This is a genomic window from Mesorhizobium sp. M0217 (assembly GCF_040321955.1).
Classification (GTDB): Bacteria; Pseudomonadota; Alphaproteobacteria; order Rhizobiales; family Rhizobiaceae; genus Mesorhizobium.
The window spans coordinates 36621-58155 of the sequence record NZ_JAMYSN010000023.1 but is presented as its reverse complement, the minus strand read 5'-3'; the positions used below and the strand labels follow the sequence as shown (position 1 = coordinate 58155).

Genomic DNA, 21535 nt, shown 5'->3' with positions numbered 1-21535 from the left:
GCAGTCATCACCGGGGAGGACCTGCGATGAGGCGTGTCGTCGTCACGGGCCTTGGCCTGGTTTCGCCGTTCGGCATGGGCTTCGAGCACAGCTGGAAGGAACTTCTGACCGGCCGCAGCGCCGCCAAGCGCGTCACCGAGTTCGAAGTGGAAGATCTTGCCTGCAAGATCGCCCACGTCATTCCGCGCGGTGACGGCACCAACGGCACGCTCAATCCCGAAGCCGTGCTCGAGCCCAAGGAACTGCGCAAGATCGGCGACTTCATCCTTTACGGGATTGCGGCCGCCGACGAAGCGCTGAAGGATTCCGGCTGGGAGCCCAGCACCGAAGCCGAGCGCTGCGCCACCGGCGTCATGATCGGCTCCGGCATTGGCGGCCTCGAGGGCATCGCCGAGAACGCTATCATCCTGAAAGAGCGCGGACCGCGCCGTATCAGTCCATTCTTCATTCCCGGCAACATTATCAACCTGGTATCTGGCCAGGTATCGATCCGGCATGGGCTGAAAGGCCCCAACCACGCCGTCGTCACCGCCTGCTCGACCGGCGCGCACGCCATTGGCGATGCCGCCCGGCTGATCATCTTCGGCGATGCCGACGTGATGCTGGCCGGCGGCGCGGAATCGCCGGTGACCAGACTATCGCTTGCCGGCTTCGCTGCTTGCCGGGCACTGTCCACCGACCGCAACGACACGCCTGAGAAGGCCTCGCGTCCCTATGACCGCGACCGTGACGGCTTCGTCATGGGCGAGGGCGCCGGGGTCGTCGTGCTGGAAGAACTCGAACACGCCAAGGCGCGCGGCGCCAAGATCTATGCCGAGGTCACCGGCTACGGCCTGACCGGCGATGCCTATCACATCACTGCACCGGCCGAAGACGGCGACGGCGCCTTCCGCTGCATGACGGCGGCGCTGAACCGGGCCAGGCTGACGCCCGCCGACGTCGACTACATCAACGCGCACGGCACCTCGACCATGGCCGACACGATCGAACTCGGCGCCGTCGAGCGGCTGGTCGGCAACGCCGCCTCGAAAATCTCGATGTCATCGACCAAGTCGTCGATCGGCCATCTCCTGGGTGCCGCGGGCGCCGCCGAGGCGATCTTTTCGATCCTCGCTATCAGAGACAACATCGCGCCAGCCACCATCAATCTTGACAACCCGGAACGCGAAACCGCGATCGATCTTGTTCCGAACACGCCACGGCATCGCCAGGTCGACGTGGCGCTGTCCAACTCCTTCGGCTTCGGCGGCACCAACGCTTCGCTGGTATTCCAGCGTTATACAGGCTGATTGCGGTATCGACCGGCGCGCCAGCGGTCTGTCGTCAATTTTGCCATATTCAAGCCTACTCTGCCGCTGGGGATTCGTCGCATCGGCTTGAAACCGAAGGCGCTTTTTTTAAAAGCACGATGCGTAGGCTTGAAATGTTAGGGCACGCTGTGCGTCCAATCGGGCGCATGGTCGCTCTAAGAGATCAGATGGTAGGGCGCTAATGAACACCAATCCGGGCGGCAGCGGACAATTCGGACAAAACCAGCAGACCGGCCCGATCGTGCCGAAGACCGCGGCCGAAGCTTTGCGCCCGGAAGCCGGCACACCACCACCAAAGCGCTCGCGCGCCTCGCGCAGCCAAGTCGTCGTGTTCATGAACTTCGTCATCTCCGCGGTGATGTTGATGATCCTCGCCGCCGGCGTTTCGCTCTATTTCGGCAAGCAGGCATTCAACGAACCGGGCCCGTCGGTGGCCGGCGACACCTTCCTGGTCAAGCCGAGCACCGGCGTCCAGGATATTGCCGACCAGCTCGAACGGCGTGGGCTGATCAGCGATGCCCGCATCTTCCGCATCGCCGTGCGGGTCTATGGCAATGATTCAGCGCTGAAGGCAGGCGAATACGAGATAAAGCCGCGCGCCTCCATGCGCGACATCATGGAGCTTCTGAAGAGCGGCAAGTCGGTGATGTACTCGCTGACCATTCCCGAGGGCCTGACGGTCGAGCAGGCGCTGCAGCGCATCGCCGAGCAGGATGCGCTGACCGGCGACATGCCGGCCGCCAAGCCGGCTGAGGGCAGCCTCGCCACCGACACGCTGCGCTTTACCCGCGGCGCCACGCGCCAACAGATGGTCGACAAGCTGCTCGCCGACCAGAAGAAGCTGGTCGACGAGGTCTGGCAGCGGCGCGCGCCCGACCTGCCTCTGGCCAATGTCGACGACTTCGTCACCTTGGCCTCGATCGTCGAAAAGGAAACCGGCCGGGGCGACGAGCGCTCGCGCGTTGCCGCCGTCTTCCTCAACCGTCTGGCCAAGGGCATGCGGCTGCAATCCGATCCGACCATCATTTACGGCCTGTTCGGCGGCAAGGGCAAACCCGCCGACCGGCCGATTTATCAATCTGACATCCAGAAACAGACGCCTTACAACACCTATCTGATCAATGGCCTGCCGCCGACGCCGATCGCCAATCCCGGCCGCGCCGCGCTCGAAGCCGTCGCCAACCCGTCGAAGACCGATGATCTCTATTTCGTCGCCGACGGCACCGGCGGCCACGTCTTTGCCACCACGCTTGCCGAGCACAATGAGAACGTTGCCCGCTACCGGGCACTGCAGAAGAAGCAGGCTGAAGACGCCGCCAAGGGCGCCAAGACTCCCGGCCAGACCGATGCGCCGGCGGATGGCGACGACAACGGTGACGCAAGTGGCGATGCCGCCGGTGACAGCGGTGATGCCGGCGGCGATACGGGTGCCGCCCAGTAGCAGGTCGGCGCTTTCAGACGGATCGACCTTAAGCAACGCGGACAGAGGCGGACGCGCTGCTGCTTTGAACGAACAGCGCGGTTCGAAGCGTTTTCGGTCTTGCTCGGGTGCCTCTGCTTCTCGATTTCAGCCCTGCGAGATCGAAACGACAGCGGAAATCAACATCTTGCCGGTAGTGCGATTCTGACATTCGCGCCGCCCGTGATATCGAACGCATGCGCAATTTGTAGAATCGGACCATCAGGGAGACACGAGCCGCATCATGAATTTGCAGAGCATGACCGGATTTGCACGCACTGTTGCCGAACATGACGGCGCCTCGATCGCCTGGGAGGTCAAGTCGGTCAACGGCAAGAGCGTCGAGGTCAGGTTGCGGTTGCCGCAAGGTTTCGAGCGGCTCGAACCGACTGTGCGGCAGACGCTGCAGAAGCGCTTTTCGCGTGGCAATTTCCAAGCGACGCTGACCGTCGGCCGCGCCGCCGGCCAGCAGGCGCAGCCGGTGGTCAACGAAGCCTTCCTCAGGGATCTGGCGGGCTTGGCCAAGCGGCTGCAGGACCAGTTCGGTGTTGGTCCGGCAACTGCCGACGGTCTGCTTTCCCTGCGCGGCGTGCTCGATATCCCTGAAACCAGCGAAACCGAGGAGGTGCGGGCAGCACTCGACGCGTCAATCCTGTCCGCGCTGGAAAGGGCGCTTACAGGTCTCGAGCAGGCACGCCAGAACGAGGGCGAAGCGCTGCGTTCGCTGCTTTCCGGCCATATCGACGCCATTGAGGCGCTGACGCTTCAAGCCGAGGCCGACCCGTCGCGCGAACCGGCGGCGATCCGCGAGCGGATCGCCGAACAGGTGCGGCTGCTGATGGATGCGTCGGCCAATCTCGATGCCGGCCGGCTGCACATGGAAGCGGCGTTCCTGGCCACCAAGGCCGATATCCGTGAAGAGATCGATCGGCTGAAGACGCATGTGGCGTCGGGCAGAGCGCTGCTGGCAAATGGCGGCGCCATCGGCCGCAAGCTCGATTTTCTGGCGCAGGAATTCAACCGCGAATCGAATACGCTGTGTTCCAAGTCGAACGCCGCCACTGTCACCGCCATCGGGCTGGAACTGAAGGCGGTGGTCGACCAGTTTCGCGAACAGGTCCAGAATCTGGAGTAAACCCGAATGGGTGGCAAGGAGCCGATGGTTGCCAGGGATCTCGGATCCCGCATTCGCCGCCGCGGGCTGATGCTGGTCCTGTCGTCGCCGTCGGGCGCCGGCAAGTCGACGATCGCGCGCAACCTGCTGGAAAGCGACGGCAGCTTGGAATTATCGGTCTCGGTCACTACCAGGCCACGCCGCGGCTCGGAGATCGAGGGCGTCCACTATCACTTCCGCACCACGCGCGAGTTCGAGCGGCTGCGCGATTCCGACGCATTGCTCGAATGGGCCGAGGTGCACGGCAATTGCTACGCGACGCCGCGCGAGCCGGCCGAACTGGCGCTGGCGCAGGGCCGTGACATGCTCTTCGACATCGACTGGCAAGGCGCCCAGCAGCTCAAGGAGAAGATGCGCGCCGACATCGTCTCGATCTTCATCCTGCCGCCGTCGATGAAGGAATTGAAGTCGCGCCTCAAGCGCCGCGCCGAGGACCAGGAGCACGTGATCGAGACCAGGCTGAAGAACGCCCGCAACGAGATCGAGCACTGGAAGGAATATGACTTTGTCATCGTCAACGACGATCTCGACCGCGCCTTCGCCGAAGTGCGTGGCATCGTGACGGCGGAAAGGCTGCGGCGCGACCGCCGGCCCGGGCTGTTCGATTTCGTCTCGGGGTTGCTGGACGAGAAGACGGAATAGCTCGTCCACCGCTGGCAATCTAAATTAGCCGCATCAGCTGCCTGGCAGATCGTCCGGCCAACGCTGCGCTCCGTGAAGCACGCGCAGGATTCGAATCGTGCTGTTGGTCAGCTGATAGGCCGCGACATATGGCGTGCCGACGATGACGATCTCTCGTGTCCCTGCAAGCCTGCCGATCCGGCCGCTTTGGGGAAGGTCCGAAGACGGTTGATTGCGGCGACGATCCGCTCATCGGTGGCGATCGCGGCCGCAGGATTGTCGGCCTCGATATGCGCGAAGATGCCGTCGCGATCTGAAAGCGCGAATGGCGACCAGACGATCTTCAAGATTTAGGTTCACCCGAACGCCGCGCCGCGGCGCGTCTCTCGGCAAAATGCGCCTCGACTTGATCATCAGGAATGTCTTGTCGGGTGTCGTCGAGCGCTTCGCGAACCTTGGCGCGAAACCATAAATCATACGCCTCGTTGTTTGTGACGAGATCGATGGGCAGCGCACCCTCGTTGGCGGTTCGGGTGAGCAATATCCGCACCGCATCCGAGACCGTCAGCCCCATGCTTTCGAGCACCGCCGAAGCTCGATCCCGGATGTCGGCGTCGATACGCGTCTGGACCAGTGCATTTGCTGGCATGGCAATCTCCTTCGCCGTCAATGTAATGCGTTTGAATGACGATTGCTAGGCGGCGCTAGCGCCGCCGGTCAAACCGCGTTTGTCAGCCGCACGAATTCCTCGACGCTGAGCGTCTCCGCACGCCGGGTCGGATCGATGCCGGCGCGCGTCAGCAGTGCCTCGCCACCCAGGCTCTTCACGCTCTGCCGCAGCATTTTCCGGCGCTGGCCGAAAGCGGCTTCGGTGACGCGACCGAGTTTTTTCACGTCGGTTGACAAAGGGCTGGCGCGCGGCACCAGATGCACCACCGAGGACGTTACCTTGGGTGGCGGCGTGAACGCTTGCGGCGGCACGTCGAAGGCGATCCTCGCCTCGGTCCGCCAGCCCGCCAGCACGCCGAGCCGGCCATAAGCATCGCTGCCGGCACCGGCGACAATGCGCTCGGCCACCTCGCGCTGGAACATCAGCGTCATCGATTGATAGAAGGGTGGCCAGTCCGCCACGGTCAGCCAACGGATCAACAGCTCGGTGCCGATATTGTAGGGCAGGTTGGCGGCAATCCTCACCGGGCCGTCTTGTGACGCGGTCTTGGCAAGAGCGGCAAAATCCGTCTTCAGCGCATCGCCGCTGATCACCTCGAGCCGGCCCGGATAGTGGTTGGAGACCTCGGCCAAGGCCGCAAGGCAGCGTTCGTCGCGCTCGATGGCGACGACGCGGCGGGCACCGGCAGCGAGCAGCGCCCTGGTCAGCCCGCCGGGGCCGGGGCCGACCTCGATCACCGTGCTGTCGGTGAGGTCGCCGGCGACCCGCGCGATCTTGCCGGTCAAATTGAGGTCGAGCAGGAAATTCTGGCCAAGCGCCTTCTTTGCCTGCAGTCCATGGCGCTCGATCACCTCGCGCAGCGGCGGCAGCCCGTCAATGCTCATGAATTTGGCTCATGATTTTGGGCTCATGCAGCTGCGGGCTTTGCGCCGGTATCGGCCAGCCGGCGGGCCAGCTTCAGCGCCGCGATCAGGCTGTCGGGACGTGCGATGCCCTTGCCGGCGATGTCGAAGGCTGTGCCGTGATCGGGCGAGGTGCGGATGAACGGCAGGCCAAGCGTGACGTTGACGGCCTCGTCGAAGGCCAGCGCCTTGGCCGGGATCAACGCCTGGTCATGATACATGCAGACCGCCACGTCGTAGCCGGCGCGGGCGCGCGCATGAAACATCGTATCGGCCGGCAGCGGCCCGAAGGCATCGATGCCTTGCGCCCGCAACATGTCGACCGCAGGACGAATGATGCGCTCGTCCTCTGTCCCCATGGCGCCGCTTTCGCCGGCATGCGGATTGAGGCCGGCAAGCGCGAGCCTCGGCCTGGCGATGCCGAAACGGCGTGCAAGATCGCCGGCGGTGATGCGCGCGATGGCAACGATCAGCTCCGTCGTCAGCGTCTTCGGCACCTCGGCCAGCGCGATGTGGATGGTGACAGGAACGGTGCGCAATTCGGGGCCGGCGAGCAGCATCACCGGCGTCACCGTGCCGCCGGTGTGGAGCGAGGCCAGATGCGCCAGATATTCGGTGTGACCGGGAAAGCCGAAGCCGGCATCGTAAAGCGGCTTCTTGGCGATCGGACAGGTGACGACCGCGGCCGCGTGACCGGCAAGGCAGTCGGCGACGGCGCGATCGATGGCCTCGATGATGCCGGCGGCATTGGCCGGGTCGGGCCGGCCGGGATCATCGGTGAAGTGGGCCGCCAGCGGCACCACGGGCAAGGCGTGTTGAAAGACACCAGCCGCTTGGGCCGGCACCGTCTCGGCGATTGCCACCGCCGCGCCGAGCCGGCGCGCCCGCGCGGCAATCAGCGCCGGATCGGCGAGAAGATAGAAGGGCGCGGCACCGGAACCGCGGGCGCTCTGCCACGCGGCAATGGCGATTTCCGGACCGACGCCGGATGGATCGCCGACGCTCAGCGCCAGCGGAAGCTCGGTCTCACGCACGGCTGGGCCGGTTCAGCGCGTAACGATCTTGGCTTTCGCCTTCAGCTCTTCGACATATTTGGCCGAGAGCTCGTCGGCGTTCTTGTCGCCGCTGCCTTCGCTCTGGAACACCATCTGGGCCGCCTTGTCGTCGGAAACCTCGCGCGACGAGCAGATGCCGATGAATTCAATGCCGCGATCGGTCTCGCGCACGGCCGTGGCGCCGCCCAGCTTGGTGGCCTTGATCTGCTCGGCCCAGTCCGGCGGCAGTTGCGGCGCCAGCAATCGGGGGAGGTCGCGAACGGTGACGTCGATCAGGCCCTTGGCGAATTCACGCGTGGTGTTGCAGCCATTGAAGCGGGCGCGCATGGCTTCAGCCTCGCGCTTGCGTTTGGCGAGTGTGGCACTGCGCTCGGCCTTCGGCACCACGAAGATCACCTGCTGCAGCATGTACTCGGTGGCGCTTGGCTTGGCGCCGCCTTTTTCGAGCATGCGCTTGACCAGATCCTGTTCGCTCACCTCCCCGCCGCCGCCGCTGTAGCGTGCGCTCAGCGCCTGGTTCCACGCCATCTGGGAGCGGATGAATTCCTTGAAATGCTCCTTGGTCACGCCGGACTGCGCCATGACACCGTCGAGCTGCTTGAGCTGCATCTTGTTGCTCGAGGCAAAGCGCTGATAGGCAGCCTCTACCTGGGCGTCGGAGATGCGGATGCCGAGACGCCTGGCCTCCGCCATGCGCAGCGTCTGGTCGATCATTTCCTGACCCGCGTCACCCTTCTTGCGCTGCAGTTTCAGGAAGGCAGCCCGGTGCGCGATGTCGCCGGTGGTGATCGGCATGTTGTTGACGACATACTTGATTTCACTGGCGAAGGCCGGCGGTACCATCATGGTGACAGAGACCGAGGTCGCCGCCAACAGGAGCGCGAATCCTGCCGAAAACAGGTATTTCCTCATCGAAAGCATCCCAATTCTACCCGGTTTTTGGGCGATTCCAGCCCGATATTGGCGAAATCCGTGCCCGCTTTATGCGGCAAAACGATGTCGTCAGCCGGCTCTACTGGATGGAGTCGATCGAGCTTTGGGACGAGCCGAAATCGCCGAGCGTGCGGAACGACAGGTTGAAGCCGACATTCTGCGACACTTCCTTGGTGTTGATGTCGCGTGATTCCGAGTACGTCATCAGGTAGGTGAAGCAGGAATCATTGTAGGCAAAGCCGACGCCGTCCTTGACCAGCACGCTTTGTTGCAGGTCGTAGGTGCCGGTGCCGAAGACGCGCCAGTTTTCGGCCAGGTGTGTCGAGGCGCCGAGCGTGACTTCGTGGCGGTCGGTGGTGAAACCATAGAGCGGCTGCGCCTGGATGAAGGCGTATTTGGCGCTCAGCGAAACCGGCAGCCCGGAATAGGCGGCCTTCACCTCGGCACGGCGAACTTCGAAGGTCTGCTCGTCGAAGCGGCCGCTGAGCGAACCGGAGAAGCCGCTCGGGCTGCTGAAGCCGACAAGGCCGACATAGTCGGAGGTCGAAGTCTCCAAGCCGGAATCGGCGCCCGCATTGACCAGATCCGGTGAATCGAACGAGTTGCGCCCGCCCAACTGGTAGGATTGGCCGAAGATCGCGTTGGTGCCCCAGCCATTGTCGTAGGCGCCGGAATAGCGGAACCCGACATTGGCGCGGCTGCCGCCTTCGACGCGGTCGTAGCCGGAGAACTTGTCGCGCTCGAACAGCGTCGTGGCGTCGAAGACGAAGCTCTGTGCATCCTCGTTGGGAACGGCGAGCCCGCCGACATACTGCTCATTCGGGCGCATGAAGACCTGCGCCATCGGCTCGACGATATGGCTGGAGCCGGTCATCGAGAACAGCACCGGCCAGCGCATTTCAAGTCCGGCGGTCGCCATGTACCGGGCGAAGGAAGACCGCATGTCGTCGGCGGCACCGACATTCGTTGCCATCTGGTTTACCGCAGTCAGCGAAGCCGAAGAAGCGTTGAGATAGTCGACGTCGCCCTGCAGAGCCAGAAGGGGCGTCAACTGCAATCCGCCGTCCGTGGTGAAGGTACGCTTCCATTCGGCTTCGGCGGTGAGGCGACCGGATTCGCCCTCGATGCCGCGCACGCGCTGGACGCCTGAGCCCGGCACATAGGGGGTAAAATAGGCCTGATCGAGATCGTCGCGGCGAATGACTCGTGCATTGACGTTGAACGACAGCTGGCCGCCGGCCACCGACATGTCGGGGATGTAGGCATAGTCGAGCGACGGCAACACCCAGGGCTGCTTGTCGCTGCGCGATGCGACGTTGCCGTCCGGTGTGTTCTCCTGAACCTGGAAGCGCATGGCGCGCACATCGAAATAATTGCGGTCGTTTAGGCCGGTCAGGTAGACCGACGATTGATGCACGGCGTCGTTGTAGCCTTCGATCGTATAGGTACGCGAAAAATTCTTGTCGGTCTGAAGCAGGATATCCCAGCCGAAGTCCCAGCGCGGATTGATGGCGAACTGGCCCTTGGTGCCCATCATGCCGCGGAACTTGTTCGGATCGCCTGCTGGCCCCGAATTGACATTGTAGCCGCCGGGGAAAGCCGCGAAATCACGGAAAGCGCCAGGGTCCTGCTGGTTGATTCCGGCAAGCTTCAGCGTGTACTGGCCATTGTTGAAGCGCTGGCGCCACTCGGCCTCGCCGAGGAAACCCTGCTTGGTGTAGCCGCTGCCGGTAACGGTGAGGTCGTAGGTCGGCGACAGGGCAAAATAGTAGGGGACTTTGACGCCGACGCCGAGACGGTTGTTGTAGCCGATGCTGGGGATCAGGAAGCCGCTTTTGCGCTTGACCGTAGGGTCGGCGATCTCGAACGCCGGCAGGTAAGCCAGCGGGAAACCGAAGAATTCGAAATTCGCATTCTCGAAGCGAACCGTTTTCTTTTCGCCGTTCCAGATGATCTTCCTGGCTTTGATCCGCCAGGTCGGCGCCTTGTCCGGCTTGTCTTCGCAAGGCTCGCAGGCCGTATAGACGCCGTTGTGGAACGTTGTCAGCACGCCGCCCATGCGCTCGGCGCTTTCGGCGGCGAAATAGGCTTTTTCGGGCGTTTCGACGCGCAGCGCATTAACGAAACCGTCAGCGAAATCGTCGGTAATATCGATATGCTGCGAGTTGATCTTGGTGCCGTCGCTGTTGACGATCTCCACATTGCCGCTGGCAACCAGCCGCTTGGTGTTTCGATCATAGACGACGCGCTGGGCGACGAGCTTGTTGCCGCCATAGTCGATCTGGACGCCGCCGATGGCGGTGACCGTCTGGTTGTCATTGTTATAGACGAGCGTGTCGGCCGCCAGCAGCATCTGGGAGCCGGAGGGAACTTTCGTTGCCACGTCGGTAACGTCCTGCGCCAGCGCAGGGGCCGTCAGCACGCCGCAGGCGAGCAGGCATGCCAAGGCGCTCGCCGAATAGAGGCGCGCCAAACCGGCCTGCCTATGGCTGCGCAAAGCCGCCTCCCTCACTAGCCGTCTTCCTTGTATAGCAGGAATGTCACCCCAAAGAACATAGCCACGACAACCGGAACCCATGCAGCCACGGCTGTGGGCACGAATCCCGCCACGCCGAATGCCTTGACCAATACCGAAACGACATAAAGCAGAAAGCCGGCGAGGACGCCACCCAGAATCATCGTTGCCGACTGCCCCATCCTCGCAAATCGCATTGAAACTGTTGCCGCAATCAGCGTCATGGCCACAAGCAGGAACGGTAACGCCACCAGCGAATCGAACTGCATGGCGAAGGCATTTGCCTTGAGGCCGAAGGAGCGGGCAACCTCAATCTTACCGGGAAGGTCGTAAAACGGGATGGTTTCGGGGCGCGCCAGCCGTTCCTGCACGAATTCCGGCTTGAGGTTGGTCGGCAACTGGTCGGTCGTTTCGGAACGGATGTTGCCGTCCTTGAACACCTTGACGTCCTGCAATTCCCAGTAGCCGTCGCGCAGAAAGGCCCGCGCCGCGTCCTTGCGCTCGACGATATTGCCCTGCGGATCGAGGACGAAGAACACGGTGTCGGCCATTTCCAGGCCCTGGTTCAGGATGGCGCGGGCGCCGATGATGGTATCGCCGGAGTTGGTTTTCTGGCGGATCCACGGCGTGGCATCGGCCGCCACCGCGTTCGAATTGCCGGATCGCAGCTGGTTTTCCATCTGCTCCGACCATGAGAAGCCATGCGCGGCGATCGGATTGAGCACGCCGACCGACAATATGCCGAATAACAGCGCACCGATGCAGCAGGGCAACAGAAACTGCCAGGCCGACACTCCGGCCGAGCGCGCAATCACCAGCTCGTATTTTCGGTTGAGCGACACCAGCGTCGCCATCGCCGAGAACAGGCCGACGAACGGCACCGTCTGCAGCATGATCATCGGCATCCTCAGCGCCGAGATCGCGACCGCCGTGCCGTAGGTGAAGCCCGGCAGGCCGGTGATGCGGCCGGACAGCTCGGTGAAGTCGATCAGGAACACCAGCGCCAGAAGGCCGATGAAGAACCAGATCGTGATCGACACGTAGCGAAAGAAGAAGTAGCGGCCCAGGGTCCAGCCCATCGTCAGGCTCCCTGGCCGGATGTGTAGCGCCGATTGAGGCGCAGCTTGAGCGCCGTCCAGCCATCGCTGACGCGGCCGGCGAAATTCGTCATCCAGTCGGCCCAGCTGCCGGGCAGTTCCATGCTTCGCGAGGTGACGATGAACCAGATGGCGACCGCCGAGGCGATGACCGGCACGCCATAGACCATATAGGCGTATTGCGGGATCTTGTCGGCCTTGCCGGCGGCAAAGAAGCCCAGCCAGCGCACGAACAGCGCAATGGCGATGGCTGTGATCAGCGGGTGGATGCGCGCCTCGCGGTGTGAGCGCGCATCGCCTGCCACGGCCAGCGCGATCAGCGCGAACACCAGCGAATAGGACCATTCGGAAAAGCGCTGGTCGAGCTCGGCCTTGTAGGCGCCGGGCCTGCGCTGGAAGATCTTGTCGTTCGGATCCGGGTTGAGCAGGTATTGCGTCGTTCGGTCCTTGGGCAGGAGCATGATATCGTTCGCCGCCGACATGAAGGCGGAAAGGTCGAAGGCGTAGGACGTGAAGCGGATGACCGACAGGTCGCCGGTCAGCGTCTTGCGATGAATGACGCCGTCATTCATCATCAGCACCTTCTCGTCACCCTTTTCGACGACGCTGCCGCTCTTGGCATAATAGATCAGATTGGCGCCTTCCTCGCGCGAATCGGCCACGAAGATGCCGCCGAGCCGGTTGTCCGGCAGCCGCTCGCCGATCTGCAGGAACAGCCCGTCGTCGATCTTGCGGAACGTGCCTTCCTGGATGATCAGCGACAAGAGATCGGCGCGCGAGGATGCGATCAGCTGGCGGTTCTTCTGCCTGGCATAGGGTTCGACGCCATTGTCGACCGCGAAGGAAAAGACGCTGGCCGCCAGCGCGATCAGCAGGACCGGCCGCACAATCGTCCAGCGCGAGGCGCCGGCGGCGTTGATGACGGCCAATTCCGAATCGGAGTTCATGACGCTGAGCGTCTGGGCCACCGCCACCACCAGGGCGAATGGCACCACGATCGGGATGATGGTGGGGATGATGAGGCCCGCGACCTCGAAAAAAGTCAGCGCCGATTGGCCACTATCGGTGACCAGGTCGATGCGGGCAAGCACCTGCGTCGTCCAGACAATGGCCAGCGTCCAGATCAGCGCAGCGAGAAACACCGCCAACGCGCGACGCATGATGTAGCGTTCAACGACCTTCATGTAAGGCTTTTCTCGATTTGCCGAACGGCATCATGCCCGCCGACAAGGTAGTCGTCCGGCTGCGGCTGTACAACTGGGTGCGTTTGGCCATTTCTTTCAGGCGGTTCGATCCGATTCTCCGTCCCACATCGCCCGTCCCGCAGGCCGGAGTGTCGGCGGCAATGGATAAGAAAGGGAGAACATCGATGGTTAACAACAGTTTGCGGCAGGAAAGCGGGGCCATGCCGCGACGAATCGTTATCGATTCCGCTGCGCATATGAGCCCTGATTCCGGCAAAGTCTTGCCAAATCAAGGAAAACGACCAAATGTCGCGCATCTTCCCTGAGAATGCATTTTTCCTGAAAATCTGAGCCGTTTCCCGAAAGCAGGACCTGATGACTTTGAGACCATTGATCGCCTTCGCCAAATTTGCCGCACCCAAAAAGGGCAGCATCTTCGTGCTGGCGGCCGACGATGGTGGCCTTGGCGAACCGGCAAAGGCCTGCGACCCCTCAGGAACGCTGGCGCGGGCGTTTCCGGTGGCGGAGTTTTCCGGAAAATTCGCCGGTGTCGTCGAAGTGCTGGCGCCGCAGGGAACATCGCTCGACCGACTGGTGGCGGTCGGCGCCGGCAAGGTCGCCGGCCTCGATGACTTTGCCTGGCTGAAGCTTGGCGGCACCATCGCCGCGTCCCTGCGCAAGGCAGCGGAGGTGGCCGTCATCCTCGATGTGCCGGGCGCAAAGATTGGCGGCAGGCAAGCGGCGAACCTTGCCGCCGGCATCATTCTGCGCAGCTACTCCTTCGACAAATACAAGACCAGGAAAGACAAGGACGATGCCGAGCCGAAGAAACCGGTCAAGGTGACCATCCACACCGCCGATCCTGCCGCGGCGAAAAAGGCCTTCGCCGACGAGGTTGCGGTCATCGACGGCGTGCTTCTGGCGCGCGACCTTGTCAACGAACCGGCCAATACGCTCGGCCCGATCGAATTCGCCGCCCGCGCCAAGGAACTGGAAGCGCTCGGCGTCGAGGTCGAAATCCTCACCGAGAAGGAAATGAAGAAGCTCGGCATGGGCTCGCTCCTCGGTGTCGCGCAAGGCTCGCCACGCGGCGCCCGGATGGCTGTCATGCAATGGAAGGGCGGCAAGGCCAAGGACGCACCGGTCGCCTTCGTCGGCAAGGGCGTCACCTTCGACACCGGCGGCAATTCGATGAAACCGGCTTCCGGCATGGAGGACATGAAGGGCGACATGGGCGGCGCCGCGGCCGTCATCGGGCTCATTCAGGCGCTAGCCGCGCGCAAGGCCAAGGCCAATGTCGTCGGCATCGTCGGGCTGGTGGAAAATGCCGTCGACGGCCATGCCCAGCGCCCCGGCGACATCGTCACCTCGATGTCGGGTCAGACCATCGAGGTGCTCAACACCGATGCCGAAGGACGCCTCGTTCTGGCCGACGCGCTGTGGTATTGCAACGACCGCTTCCAGCCGAAATTCATGGTCAATCTGGCGACGCTGACCGGCGCCATCATGGTCGCGCTCGGCCAGCATTATGCCGGCCTGTTCTCCAACAATGACGAACTTTCGGACAGGTTGACGGCGGCCGGCCAGGCGAGTCAGGAGCGGCTGTGGCGCATGCCGCTTGGGCCCGAATACGACAAGCTGATCGATTCCAAGAACGCCGACATGAAGAACATCGGCGGCCGCTATGGCGGCGCCATCATCGCCGCGCAGTTCCTGCAGCGCTTCGTCAAGGAAACGCCGTGGGCGCATCTCGACATCGCCGGCACCGCGATGGGCTCTCCGCCGAGCGAGATCAACCAGTCCTGGGGCTCGGGTTTCGGCGTCAGGCTGCTCGACCGGCTGGTGCGCGACAATTACGAGGGATAAGGCAGGGAATGGCCGATGTCCTGTTCTACCACCTGACCGAATCGACGCTGGAGGATGCGCTTCCCGGCCTGCTCGAGCGCAGCGTCGATCGCGGCTGGCGCGCCGTGGTGCAGACCGGGACCGAGGAGCGGCGCGATGCGCTCGACCTGCATCTGTGGACATTCAGGGACGATTCGTTCCTCGCGCACGCGACCGACCGTGAAGCCCATCCGGCCGAACAGCCAATCCTGCTCACCACGAGCGACGCCAACCCCAACCAGGCGCAGATACGCTTCCTCGTCGATGGCGCCGCACCCGCCGATCTCGCCGGCTACGAACGCGCCGTGTTCCTGTTCGACGGCCATGAAGCGGCCCAGGTCGAAAGCGCGCGGACGCATTGGAAGGTGTTGAAAGAAGCGGGCCACGCGGTCACCTACTGGCAGCAGACGCCCGACCGCCGCTGGGAGCGCAAGGCGTAAGCGCTTTTGCCGGCGCGTCTTGAAAACGACGCTGTTGTCGCCGAACGATCCGACTTAGGAATTGCGAAAAGCGCAACTCAAGCGGCGGGCTGAGAATGCGGATCAGGATCATCGGAACCGGGCGGGCCGTGCCGGCTCGATGCGTGACCTCGCGCGCCCTCGACGCGCGGCTGGGGTTTGGCGACGGACATTTCGAGGCCGCGACCGGCGTCATCGAACGCTATGTCTGCGACGCCGAATCGCAGGTCGACCTTGCTTGTGCCGCAGCCCGTCTGGCGCTTGCCGATGCCGAACTTGAGGCAGGCAGTGTCGATCTGGTCATCGGCGGTTGCGGCGTGCCTTACCAGCCGTTGCCGTCGACGGCTCCGCTGGTCATGCAGCGCCTCGGCCTTGCCGATGGGTCGGCGGCCGCCTTCGACGTCAACAGCACCTGCCTCGGCTTCCTCACAGCCTTCGAGACCGCGTCGCGCCTGATCGAGGCCGGGCAATGCCGGACGGCGCTGGTGTTCTCGTCTGAAATCGCCTCGCGCGCCCTGCCGTGGCAGGACCAGCCGGAAATTGCGGCCCTCTTCGGCGATGGCGCGGCGGCCGCCGTGCTGCAACAGGCCCCAAGCGAGGGTCGGGTCGCGGCCAACCTGATGCGCACCTACCCTTCCGCCTATGCGGCCTGCAGCATCGGCTCCGGCGGCACCCGGTTCGACTTTCATCGTGAGCCCGAGGAATTCGCCCGCCACAGCCTGTTCCACATGGAGGGTAAGGAACTGTTTCGCGTTACGTCACGCCATTTCAACGGCTTTGTAGCGGAGTTGCTCGATCGCGCCGGCTGGCGGCACGACGATGTCGACCTCGTCGTGCCGCATCAGGCAAGCCCTTTCGCGCTCGCCCACATGGCGCGCCAGACGGGCTTCGCCAGGGAAAAGCTCGTCGACATCGCGGCGCGCTACGGCAATCAGATCGCCGCTTCCATCCCCTTTGCGCTCGACGTCGCGCGCCGCGAACAACGCATTGTGCCCGGCGCCAAAGTGCTGTTCCTCGGCACCTCGGCCGGCGTGTCGTTCGGCGGCATGGCGCTGGAAGCATGACCGTGGGACGCGTCCTCGTCACCGGCGCTAGCGGCTTCCTCGGCGCGCATGTCATGGCGCGGCTGGCTGCACTGGGCACACCGGCGCTGGGTCTTGGCAGGGACGCCAAACGCTGCGCGGCGCTCGAAGCCGCTGGTCATCGGGTCGTTCGGCTCGATTTGTCTCAACCATTCGATGCAGCTGCCGCGCGCGCTCTCGACGGCGTCGATGCGATCATCCACTGCGCGGCACTTTCCGCGCCCTTCGGCAGGTTGGCGGATTTCCAGACGGCAAATGTCACAGCTACCCGCAACCTCAGCGATTTCGCGCGCGGGCAAGGCGTGCGCCGCTTCGTCCATATCTCCAGCCCGACGGTCTGTTTCGCCTATCGCGACCAGCTCGGAGTTTCCGAGAATGCGGCCTTGCCCCCTCCGGTCAACCACTATGCCCGCACCAAGCGGCAGGCCGAGGAGATCGTGCTGGCGGCGCCTGAGATCAGCCCGGTGGTGCTGCGGCCGCGCGGCCTCTACGGTCCCGGCGACCGCACGCTGCTGCCGCGTCTGCTGCAGGTGGCACGGCAGCGCCCGCTGCCGCTGTTTCGCGACGGCAAGGCGCGCATCGATCTCACTTATATAGAGGATGTCGTCGATGCGGTGCTTGCCGCGCTGTCCGCCGGCAGCGCTGCCGAGGGACAGATATTCAACATCTCCGGCGGCGAAGTGGTGCCGGTCCGCCGCATTGCCGAGGCGGCCTGCGCCCGCGCCGGCGTGCAGCCGCGCTGGCGCAGAATGCCGCTCTGGCCCGCCATGCTGGCGGCCGGGATAGCGGAGACGGTAGCGAATATATTGCCCGGCCGCCCGGAACCGCCGGTGACGCGCTACGGTCTTGGCCTGTTCGCCTATGCGCAGAGCCTCGATCTTTCCAAGGCAGGCCGCATCCTCGGCTGGGCGCCGAAAGTGTCGTTCGAGGAAGGGCTCGATCGCACATTCGGCAAGGCGATGGAAAGCAGGGGGGCAGCGTGAAGATCGTCTTCGCCAACAGCGCCTCTGTCGGCGCAGCCGAGCGCCTGATCCTGCGCGGCGGCAGCTGGGCGAAGGTCAGGCTACGTGTCCGCTACGGCCTGATCATGCATCCGCGGGCCGGCCCCGTCCTGATCGACACCGGCTACACGCCGCATGTGACACAAGGCAGTGGGCGCAGCACGGCGCTGCGTCTTTACAGTGCGATCCTCCGGCCCCAGCTCAACGAAGCCGAGCAGCCGCTCGCGGTACTGGCGCGCTTCGGCCTGTCTTTGCAGGATGTGCGCACCGTCATCGTCACGCATTTCCATGCCGACCACATGTCGGGCCTGTCGCTGTTTCCCAACGCTCGGCTTATCGCCAATGACACCGCCTGGGCGCGGGCGAAGGCCAAGACTTCCCTGCAGAATCTGCGCCATGGCGTCTTCAAGGAACTGTTCCCGTCTGACTTCGAGGCCCGACTCGACGGGCTGTCGTCGAAGCGGCAGGTCGAGCCGCGTGGCGGCGTACCGGGCGGCGCCGATCTGTTCGGCGACGGCAGCGTCATCGCAGTCGGTCTGCCCGGCCATGCCGATGGCCAGTTCGGCCTTTCGTTCCCAAATCTGGAGCGGCCGCTGCTCTACGCCGTCGACGCGCAATGGTTGTTCGCGGCCCTTGTCGAAAACCGAACTCCCGGTCTGCCGGCAACCCTGCTGGCCGAGGATGCCGCCGCGATCGAGCCGACCAGCGTAATGTTGCGCCGGTTTCTGGCGACCGGCGGCGAGGTTGTTCTTTGTCATGATCCGGCGGTGACGGCCTACGATCTGGCCGGAGAGAGCGCATGAACGGGCCGACGGAAGCGGCCCGTTCGTTTGTGTTGACGCAATGGCTCTCGCGCAAGAGCCGTGAGAATTTCGAACGCTGGCAAGGTCATGCCTTGCGCCGCTTTCTCGACCGCGACCTGCCGCGCGCGCCGTTCTACGGCAAGACGCCGCGTCATCTCGGCGATCTGCCGGTGACCGACAAGGCGACGCTGATGGGCAATTTCGAGCGCTTCAACATTCATGGCGTCTCGGCCGCCGAGGCCTGGAAGGCGCAGGCCGGCGATAGCCGCATTGGCGAGCTGACTGTCGGCTCCAGCACCGGCACGTCGGGCAATCGTGGCCTGTTCGTCATTTCCGAGGCGGAAAAATACCGCTGGCTGGGCACCATCCTGGCCAAAGCCGTGCCCGATCTGCTCTGGCGCCGGCAGCGCGTTGCGGTGATCCTGCCGCAAAACACCGGGCTCTACGACAGCGCGCGCAAATCGCGGCGTATCGACCTGCGCTTCTTCGATCTGACGCGCGGTCCGGAGAGCTGGCGCGGCGCTCTCGAAGATTTCGCGCCGACGGTGATCATCGCGCCACCGAAGATACTGCGGCACTTCGCGGCCGAGGGCTTTCGGCTCAAGCCGCAGCGTGTCTTCAGCGCCGCCGAAACGCTCGACCCGGTTGACCGGCCGGTCATCGAGGCATTCTTTGGTGGTCAGGTCGACCAGATCTACATGGCGACCGAAGGGCTGTTCGCCGTCACCTGCCGCCAGGGCGGGCTGCATCTGGCCGAGGATTCGGTGTTCTTCGAGTTCGAACCGGCCGGCGACGGCCTGGTCATGCCGCTGATTACCGCCTTTCGCCGCCGGACCCAGATCATGGCGCGCTACCGGATGAACGACTTGCTGCGGCTGTCCGAAAAGCCATGCCGCTGCGGCTCGCCGCTGCGCACGCTGGACGAGATCGTCGGCCGCATGGACGACGCTTTCCGGCTCGCCTCGCCGCACGGGCAGCTCCTCGTCACGCCCGACATACTACGCAATGCGGTGCTCAAGGCCGACCGGCGCATCGACGATTTCCGCCTGGTCCAGACCGCTGAAGATGCAATCGAACTCAGCCTGGCCCCCGGGCTTGCCGACGAAGCCGCCACCGCCGCCCATCAGTCCGTGCGCAATTTGCTGGCGGCGCGCCAGGCGACAGCTTCGGTCAGCCTTGTTCGCAGGGACCTGCCGTTGGAGACCGGCCGCAAACTGCGTCGGGTCGAATGCCACCTGGGAGCGGCATCATGAACCGGCTCGCTATGTTGCCACTCGATCAGACGAACCGGGTAGAAAACAACCCGCGTGAGGTCGAAGCCTTCGTTCAGCTTTTCAACGAGGTGCCGGTGCGCGACCTCGTGCGCAATCTGACAGTGGCTGTCGAAACCTTCGAGATCGCCGGCCGCTCCTTTCCGCTGACGCTGAACGACAGAAGCGAAGCGCCGAACTGCTATATCTGCTGCCCGTCCAGCGCCTATATCGACTATGCCATCGACGAGACCCGCAATTTCGTCTCCTCGCCCTTGCTGCAAAAAACGATGCGGATGCTGATCGGCCTGTGCGCGCCGCTGGTCAGGATGAGCGGCCTTGACCATCAGGTTCAGGTCAACAACTGGCTCTATTCGACCAATCCGGTGCCGCTGCTCGATCGCAACGCGGTCGCGGCGATGCGCGACGATCTCACCGCGCGTTTTCCAGATCGCGCTGTTTTCATCCGCTCCCTGAACGAGATCGCCGATCCCTCGACAATCGCAGCGCTGAAGGCGGAGGGTTTTCGAATGCTGGCGGCGCGGCAGATCTACATCTTCGCAGGCGACGGTTCGGCCATGACCAACGACATGAAGCGCGACCGCAAGCGGCTGCCCACGACGCCTTTCGAGCAGGTCGGCAATGGCGACTTCACCGAGGCCGACTATGCGCGCGCCGAAGCGCTCTACCGGATGCTCTATCTCGACAAATACACGCCGCTCAACCCGCACTACACGGCCCGCTATATCGGCGAGACGCACCGTCGCGGCATCCTGCAACTGGCAGGTCTGCGTCGTCCCGGCGGTGAACTGGTCGCCGTCGCCGCTTTGTCTCAGAACGGCAGGACACTGACGCAGCCCATCGTCGGCTACGACACCGGCCTCCCGGTGAGCGAAGGCCTTTACCGCATGATGATGGCGCTGGCGCAGGATCATGCGATGGCGCACAGCCTGTTCTTCAACATGAGCGCCGGTGCCGCCGCCTTCAAACGCTTGCGCGGCGCCGTGGCGACGGTGGAATACAACGCCGTCTATGCTGCCCATCTGCCGCGCCGCCAACGCATGGCGGTGCGGATCATGGAATTTGTGCTCGCGAAGATCGGCATTCCCCTGCTCAGGAGATTTGAACTTTGAGCGACACCCGACAGCAGAAAGACAAAGACTATTGGCAGGCGGTGATGCGGTCTGCCGACATCAAAGCCAAGCCGAAGCGCATCCTGTTCGACGGCGCGCCACTGGTGCTGTTCCGCTCGGCGAAAGGCATTGCCGCCCTCTTCGACCGCTGCGCTCACCGCCTGGTCGAACTCTCGACCGGCAAAGTCGTCGGTGGCGAGATCGAATGTCCCTATCATGGCTGGCGCTACAATGGGGAAGGGCGCTGCACCGCCATTCCCGGCCATGTCGGCGACGTCCCGCATTACCGTATCCGCCGCTACAGCGCGATCGAGCGCGACGGCGTCGTCTTCGTCTCGGCAGGCACGCCTGAGGGCGAGCCCTATCTCCATTGCATGCAAGGCAAGGATGTCGTCGTGAAGCGGGTGCGAAGCTCGGCGCGATCGACGGTGCTCGACGCCGCCGAGAACATTCTCGACGCCACTCACACCCACTTCACCCACAAGGGTGTGCTGCGCGGCCTGACCGCAAAGCGCCATCTCGTGCGCGTCGAGGTGACCGGCGGCAAGGGCTGGGTCGAAAGCTGCTACACCGGCGAGGACCGCCAACAGGGGCTGGTCAGCCGGCTGCTGGAAGGCAAGCGCGCCAAGACCATCGGCCGCTACCGCCATCCCGGCATCGTCGAACTCGAATATTGGGGCAAGGGCGGCTTGGCGCTGGCGACCACTTTCCATTTGCGTCAGGCGGACGAACGGACCGTCGAAGGCGTCGGCTGGCTGATCGGCCCGCGACAGGGCCTGTTCGGCGAACTCAAGGCGCTTGCTTTCCGGCCGCTCTTTGCCTTTGCCCTGCAGCAGGATCGCCGTGTGCTGAAATCGGCCAGCGACAACGCCCGTATATCGCCGCAGGTTCAGCCGGCGATCGGCCCGCTGGATTTCCTGCGCCGCGACATAGCGGCGATCATCGACGGCAAGATGCCACCGGCGGCGGCAGAGCCGCGGGTGCACCAAATCGAGTTGTAATCT

20 protein-coding genes and 1 pseudogene are annotated in these 21535 nt (G+C 63.9%); 13 read left to right on the top strand and 8 right to left on the bottom strand.

Translation table 11 applies throughout. From position 1 onward, the window contains the following. Window positions 1-26 precede the first annotated feature (26 nt). The 4 genes from fabF (at window position 27) to gmk (ending at window position 4585) form a co-directional block, all read left to right on the top strand. Window positions 27-1289: a beta-ketoacyl-ACP synthase II gene (gene fabF, locus NKJ18_RS26440; protein ID WP_023731139.1), complete on the top strand. Its 1263-nt coding sequence runs from the start codon at window positions 27-29 to the stop codon at window positions 1287-1289. A 202-nt stretch (window positions 1290-1491) separates the two neighbouring features. Beyond that, the gene (mltG, locus tag NKJ18_RS26435; RefSeq protein WP_023672727.1) at window positions 1492-2751 is read left to right on the top strand and encodes an endolytic transglycosylase MltG; all 1260 of its coding nucleotides are present in this window, start codon (window positions 1492-1494) and stop codon (window positions 2749-2751) included. A gap of 262 nt (window positions 2752-3013) precedes the next feature. Then, window positions 3014-3904 carry a YicC/YloC family endoribonuclease gene (locus tag NKJ18_RS26430; RefSeq protein ID WP_023831139.1) on the top strand — a complete coding sequence of 297 codons (891 nt, stop codon included), beginning with the start codon at window positions 3014-3016 and terminating at the stop codon, window positions 3902-3904. Between the two features lie 6 nt (window positions 3905-3910). Continuing rightward, window positions 3911-4585, top strand: coding sequence for a guanylate kinase (gene gmk / locus NKJ18_RS26425; protein ID WP_023672729.1), 675 nt, complete (start codon window positions 3911-3913; stop codon window positions 4583-4585). A gap of 33 nt (window positions 4586-4618) precedes the next feature. Here the strand turns inward: gmk and NKJ18_RS26420 are convergent. The 8 genes and pseudogenes from NKJ18_RS26420 to lptF form a co-directional block, all read right to left on the bottom strand. Then, a pseudogene (locus tag NKJ18_RS26420) lies at window positions 4619-4911 on the bottom strand (type II toxin-antitoxin system RelE/ParE family toxin). Further along, window positions 4908-5213, bottom strand: coding sequence for a type II toxin-antitoxin system RelB/DinJ family antitoxin (locus tag NKJ18_RS26415; protein ID WP_023672731.1), 306 nt, complete (start codon window positions 5211-5213; stop codon window positions 4908-4910). The pseudogene NKJ18_RS26420 and the gene NKJ18_RS26415 overlap by 4 nt, the downstream one beginning before the upstream one ends. Window positions 5214-5281: 68 nt before the next feature. After that, entirely contained in the window at window positions 5282-6118 is an 837-nt protein-coding gene (gene rsmA, locus NKJ18_RS26410; RefSeq protein WP_352626448.1) for a 16S rRNA (adenine(1518)-N(6)/adenine(1519)-N(6))-dimethyltransferase RsmA, read from the bottom strand. A 23-nt stretch (window positions 6119-6141) separates the two neighbouring features. After that, complete coding sequence (pdxA, locus tag NKJ18_RS26405; protein ID WP_031195193.1) at window positions 6142-7170, bottom strand: 4-hydroxythreonine-4-phosphate dehydrogenase PdxA; 1029 nt, start codon at window positions 7168-7170, stop codon at window positions 6142-6144. Between the two features lie 12 nt (window positions 7171-7182). Beyond that, on the bottom strand, window positions 7183-8112 hold the full coding sequence (locus NKJ18_RS26400; protein WP_023695593.1) for a peptidylprolyl isomerase: 930 nt from the start codon (window positions 8110-8112) through the stop codon (window positions 7183-7185). Between the two features lie 91 nt (window positions 8113-8203). Beyond that, the gene (locus tag NKJ18_RS26395; protein WP_023727348.1) at window positions 8204-10636 is read right to left on the bottom strand and encodes an LPS-assembly protein LptD; all 2433 of its coding nucleotides are present in this window, start codon (window positions 10634-10636) and stop codon (window positions 8204-8206) included. Next, window positions 10636-11718 (bottom strand): LPS export ABC transporter permease LptG, encoded by a 1083-nt coding sequence (gene lptG, locus NKJ18_RS26390; protein WP_023695591.1) that lies wholly within the window; start codon window positions 11716-11718, stop codon window positions 10636-10638. Before lptG ends, NKJ18_RS26395 begins: the two co-directional genes overlap by 1 nt. 2 nt (window positions 11719-11720) lie before the next feature. Beyond that, the gene (gene lptF / locus NKJ18_RS26385; protein WP_023672737.1) at window positions 11721-12920 is read right to left on the bottom strand and encodes an LPS export ABC transporter permease LptF; all 1200 of its coding nucleotides are present in this window, start codon (window positions 12918-12920) and stop codon (window positions 11721-11723) included. Window positions 12921-12952: 32 nt separating this feature from the next. Here lptF and NKJ18_RS26380 point away from each other — a divergent pair, with 32 nt between their 5' ends. From NKJ18_RS26380 to NKJ18_RS26340, 9 genes are all read left to right on the top strand, one after another. Next, a complete protein-coding gene (locus NKJ18_RS26380; protein WP_352760442.1) occupies window positions 12953-13246 on the top strand; it encodes a hypothetical protein in 294 nt (97 codons plus the stop codon). A 49-nt stretch (window positions 13247-13295) separates the two neighbouring features. Continuing rightward, the gene (locus NKJ18_RS26375; protein ID WP_023715072.1) at window positions 13296-14786 is read left to right on the top strand and encodes a leucyl aminopeptidase; all 1491 of its coding nucleotides are present in this window, start codon (window positions 13296-13298) and stop codon (window positions 14784-14786) included. Between the two features lie 8 nt (window positions 14787-14794). Further along, the gene (locus NKJ18_RS26370) at window positions 14795-15244 is read left to right on the top strand and encodes a DNA polymerase III subunit chi (protein ID WP_352760439.1); all 450 of its coding nucleotides are present in this window, start codon (window positions 14795-14797) and stop codon (window positions 15242-15244) included. Between the two features lie 143 nt (window positions 15245-15387). After that, complete coding sequence (locus NKJ18_RS26365; protein ID WP_245262699.1) at window positions 15388-16326, top strand: 3-oxoacyl-[acyl-carrier-protein] synthase III C-terminal domain-containing protein; 939 nt, start codon at window positions 15388-15390, stop codon at window positions 16324-16326. After that, window positions 16323-17327, top strand: a complete 1005-nt coding sequence (locus NKJ18_RS26360) for an NAD-dependent epimerase/dehydratase family protein (protein WP_031195192.1) — start codon at window positions 16323-16325, stop codon at window positions 17325-17327. The genes NKJ18_RS26365 and NKJ18_RS26360 overlap by 4 nt, the downstream gene beginning before the upstream one ends. Then, complete coding sequence (locus tag NKJ18_RS26355) at window positions 17324-18148, top strand: MBL fold metallo-hydrolase (RefSeq protein WP_023715074.1); 825 nt, start codon at window positions 17324-17326, stop codon at window positions 18146-18148. Before NKJ18_RS26360 ends, NKJ18_RS26355 begins: the two co-directional genes overlap by 4 nt. After that, complete coding sequence (locus NKJ18_RS26350; protein ID WP_023715075.1) at window positions 18145-19401, top strand: F390 synthetase-related protein; 1257 nt, start codon at window positions 18145-18147, stop codon at window positions 19399-19401. Before NKJ18_RS26355 ends, NKJ18_RS26350 begins: the two co-directional genes overlap by 4 nt. Beyond that, window positions 19398-20531, top strand: a complete 1134-nt coding sequence (locus NKJ18_RS26345) for a GNAT family N-acetyltransferase (protein ID WP_023831135.1) — start codon at window positions 19398-19400, stop codon at window positions 20529-20531. The genes NKJ18_RS26350 and NKJ18_RS26345 overlap by 4 nt, the downstream gene beginning before the upstream one ends. Beyond that, on the top strand, window positions 20528-21532 hold the full coding sequence (locus NKJ18_RS26340) for a Rieske 2Fe-2S domain-containing protein (RefSeq protein ID WP_023715077.1): 1005 nt from the start codon (window positions 20528-20530) through the stop codon (window positions 21530-21532). The genes NKJ18_RS26345 and NKJ18_RS26340 overlap by 4 nt, the downstream gene beginning before the upstream one ends. Window positions 21533-21535: the final 3 nt, after the last annotated feature.

What these genes read in the sequence shown, in the direction of transcription:
- fabF (WP_023731139.1), top strand. Translation starts at nt 27, where the DNA reads ATGAGGCGTGTCGTCGTCACGGGCCTTGGCCTGGTTTCGCCGTTCGGC.
- mltG (WP_023672727.1), top strand. Translation starts at nt 1,492, where the DNA reads ATGAACACCAATCCGGGCGGCAGCGGACAATTCGGACAAAACCAGCAG.
- NKJ18_RS26430 (WP_023831139.1), top strand. Translation starts at nt 3,014, where the DNA reads ATGAATTTGCAGAGCATGACCGGATTTGCACGCACTGTTGCCGAACAT.
- gmk (WP_023672729.1), top strand. Translation starts at nt 3,911, where the DNA reads ATGGGTGGCAAGGAGCCGATGGTTGCCAGGGATCTCGGATCCCGCATT.
- NKJ18_RS26415 (WP_023672731.1), bottom strand. Translation starts at nt 5,213, where the DNA reads ATGCCAGCAAATGCACTGGTCCAGACGCGTATCGACGCCGACATCCGG.
- rsmA (WP_352626448.1), bottom strand. Translation starts at nt 6,118, where the DNA reads ATGAGCATTGACGGGCTGCCGCCGCTGCGCGAGGTGATCGAGCGCCAT.
- NKJ18_RS26400 (WP_023695593.1), bottom strand. Translation starts at nt 8,112, where the DNA reads ATGCTTTCGATGAGGAAATACCTGTTTTCGGCAGGATTCGCGCTCCTG.
- lptG (WP_023695591.1), bottom strand. Translation starts at nt 11,718, where the DNA reads ATGGGCTGGACCCTGGGCCGCTACTTCTTCTTTCGCTACGTGTCGATC.
- lptF (WP_023672737.1), bottom strand. Translation starts at nt 12,920, where the DNA reads ATGAAGGTCGTTGAACGCTACATCATGCGTCGCGCGTTGGCGGTGTTT.
- NKJ18_RS26380 (WP_352760442.1), top strand. Translation starts at nt 12,953, where the DNA reads ATGCCCGCCGACAAGGTAGTCGTCCGGCTGCGGCTGTACAACTGGGTG.
- NKJ18_RS26375 (WP_023715072.1), top strand. Translation starts at nt 13,296, where the DNA reads ATGACTTTGAGACCATTGATCGCCTTCGCCAAATTTGCCGCACCCAAA.
- NKJ18_RS26370 (WP_352760439.1), top strand. Translation starts at nt 14,795, where the DNA reads ATGGCCGATGTCCTGTTCTACCACCTGACCGAATCGACGCTGGAGGAT.
- NKJ18_RS26360 (WP_031195192.1), top strand. Translation starts at nt 16,323, where the DNA reads ATGACCGTGGGACGCGTCCTCGTCACCGGCGCTAGCGGCTTCCTCGGC.
- NKJ18_RS26350 (WP_023715075.1), top strand. Translation starts at nt 18,145, where the DNA reads ATGAACGGGCCGACGGAAGCGGCCCGTTCGTTTGTGTTGACGCAATGG.
- NKJ18_RS26345 (WP_023831135.1), top strand. Translation starts at nt 19,398, where the DNA reads ATGAACCGGCTCGCTATGTTGCCACTCGATCAGACGAACCGGGTAGAA.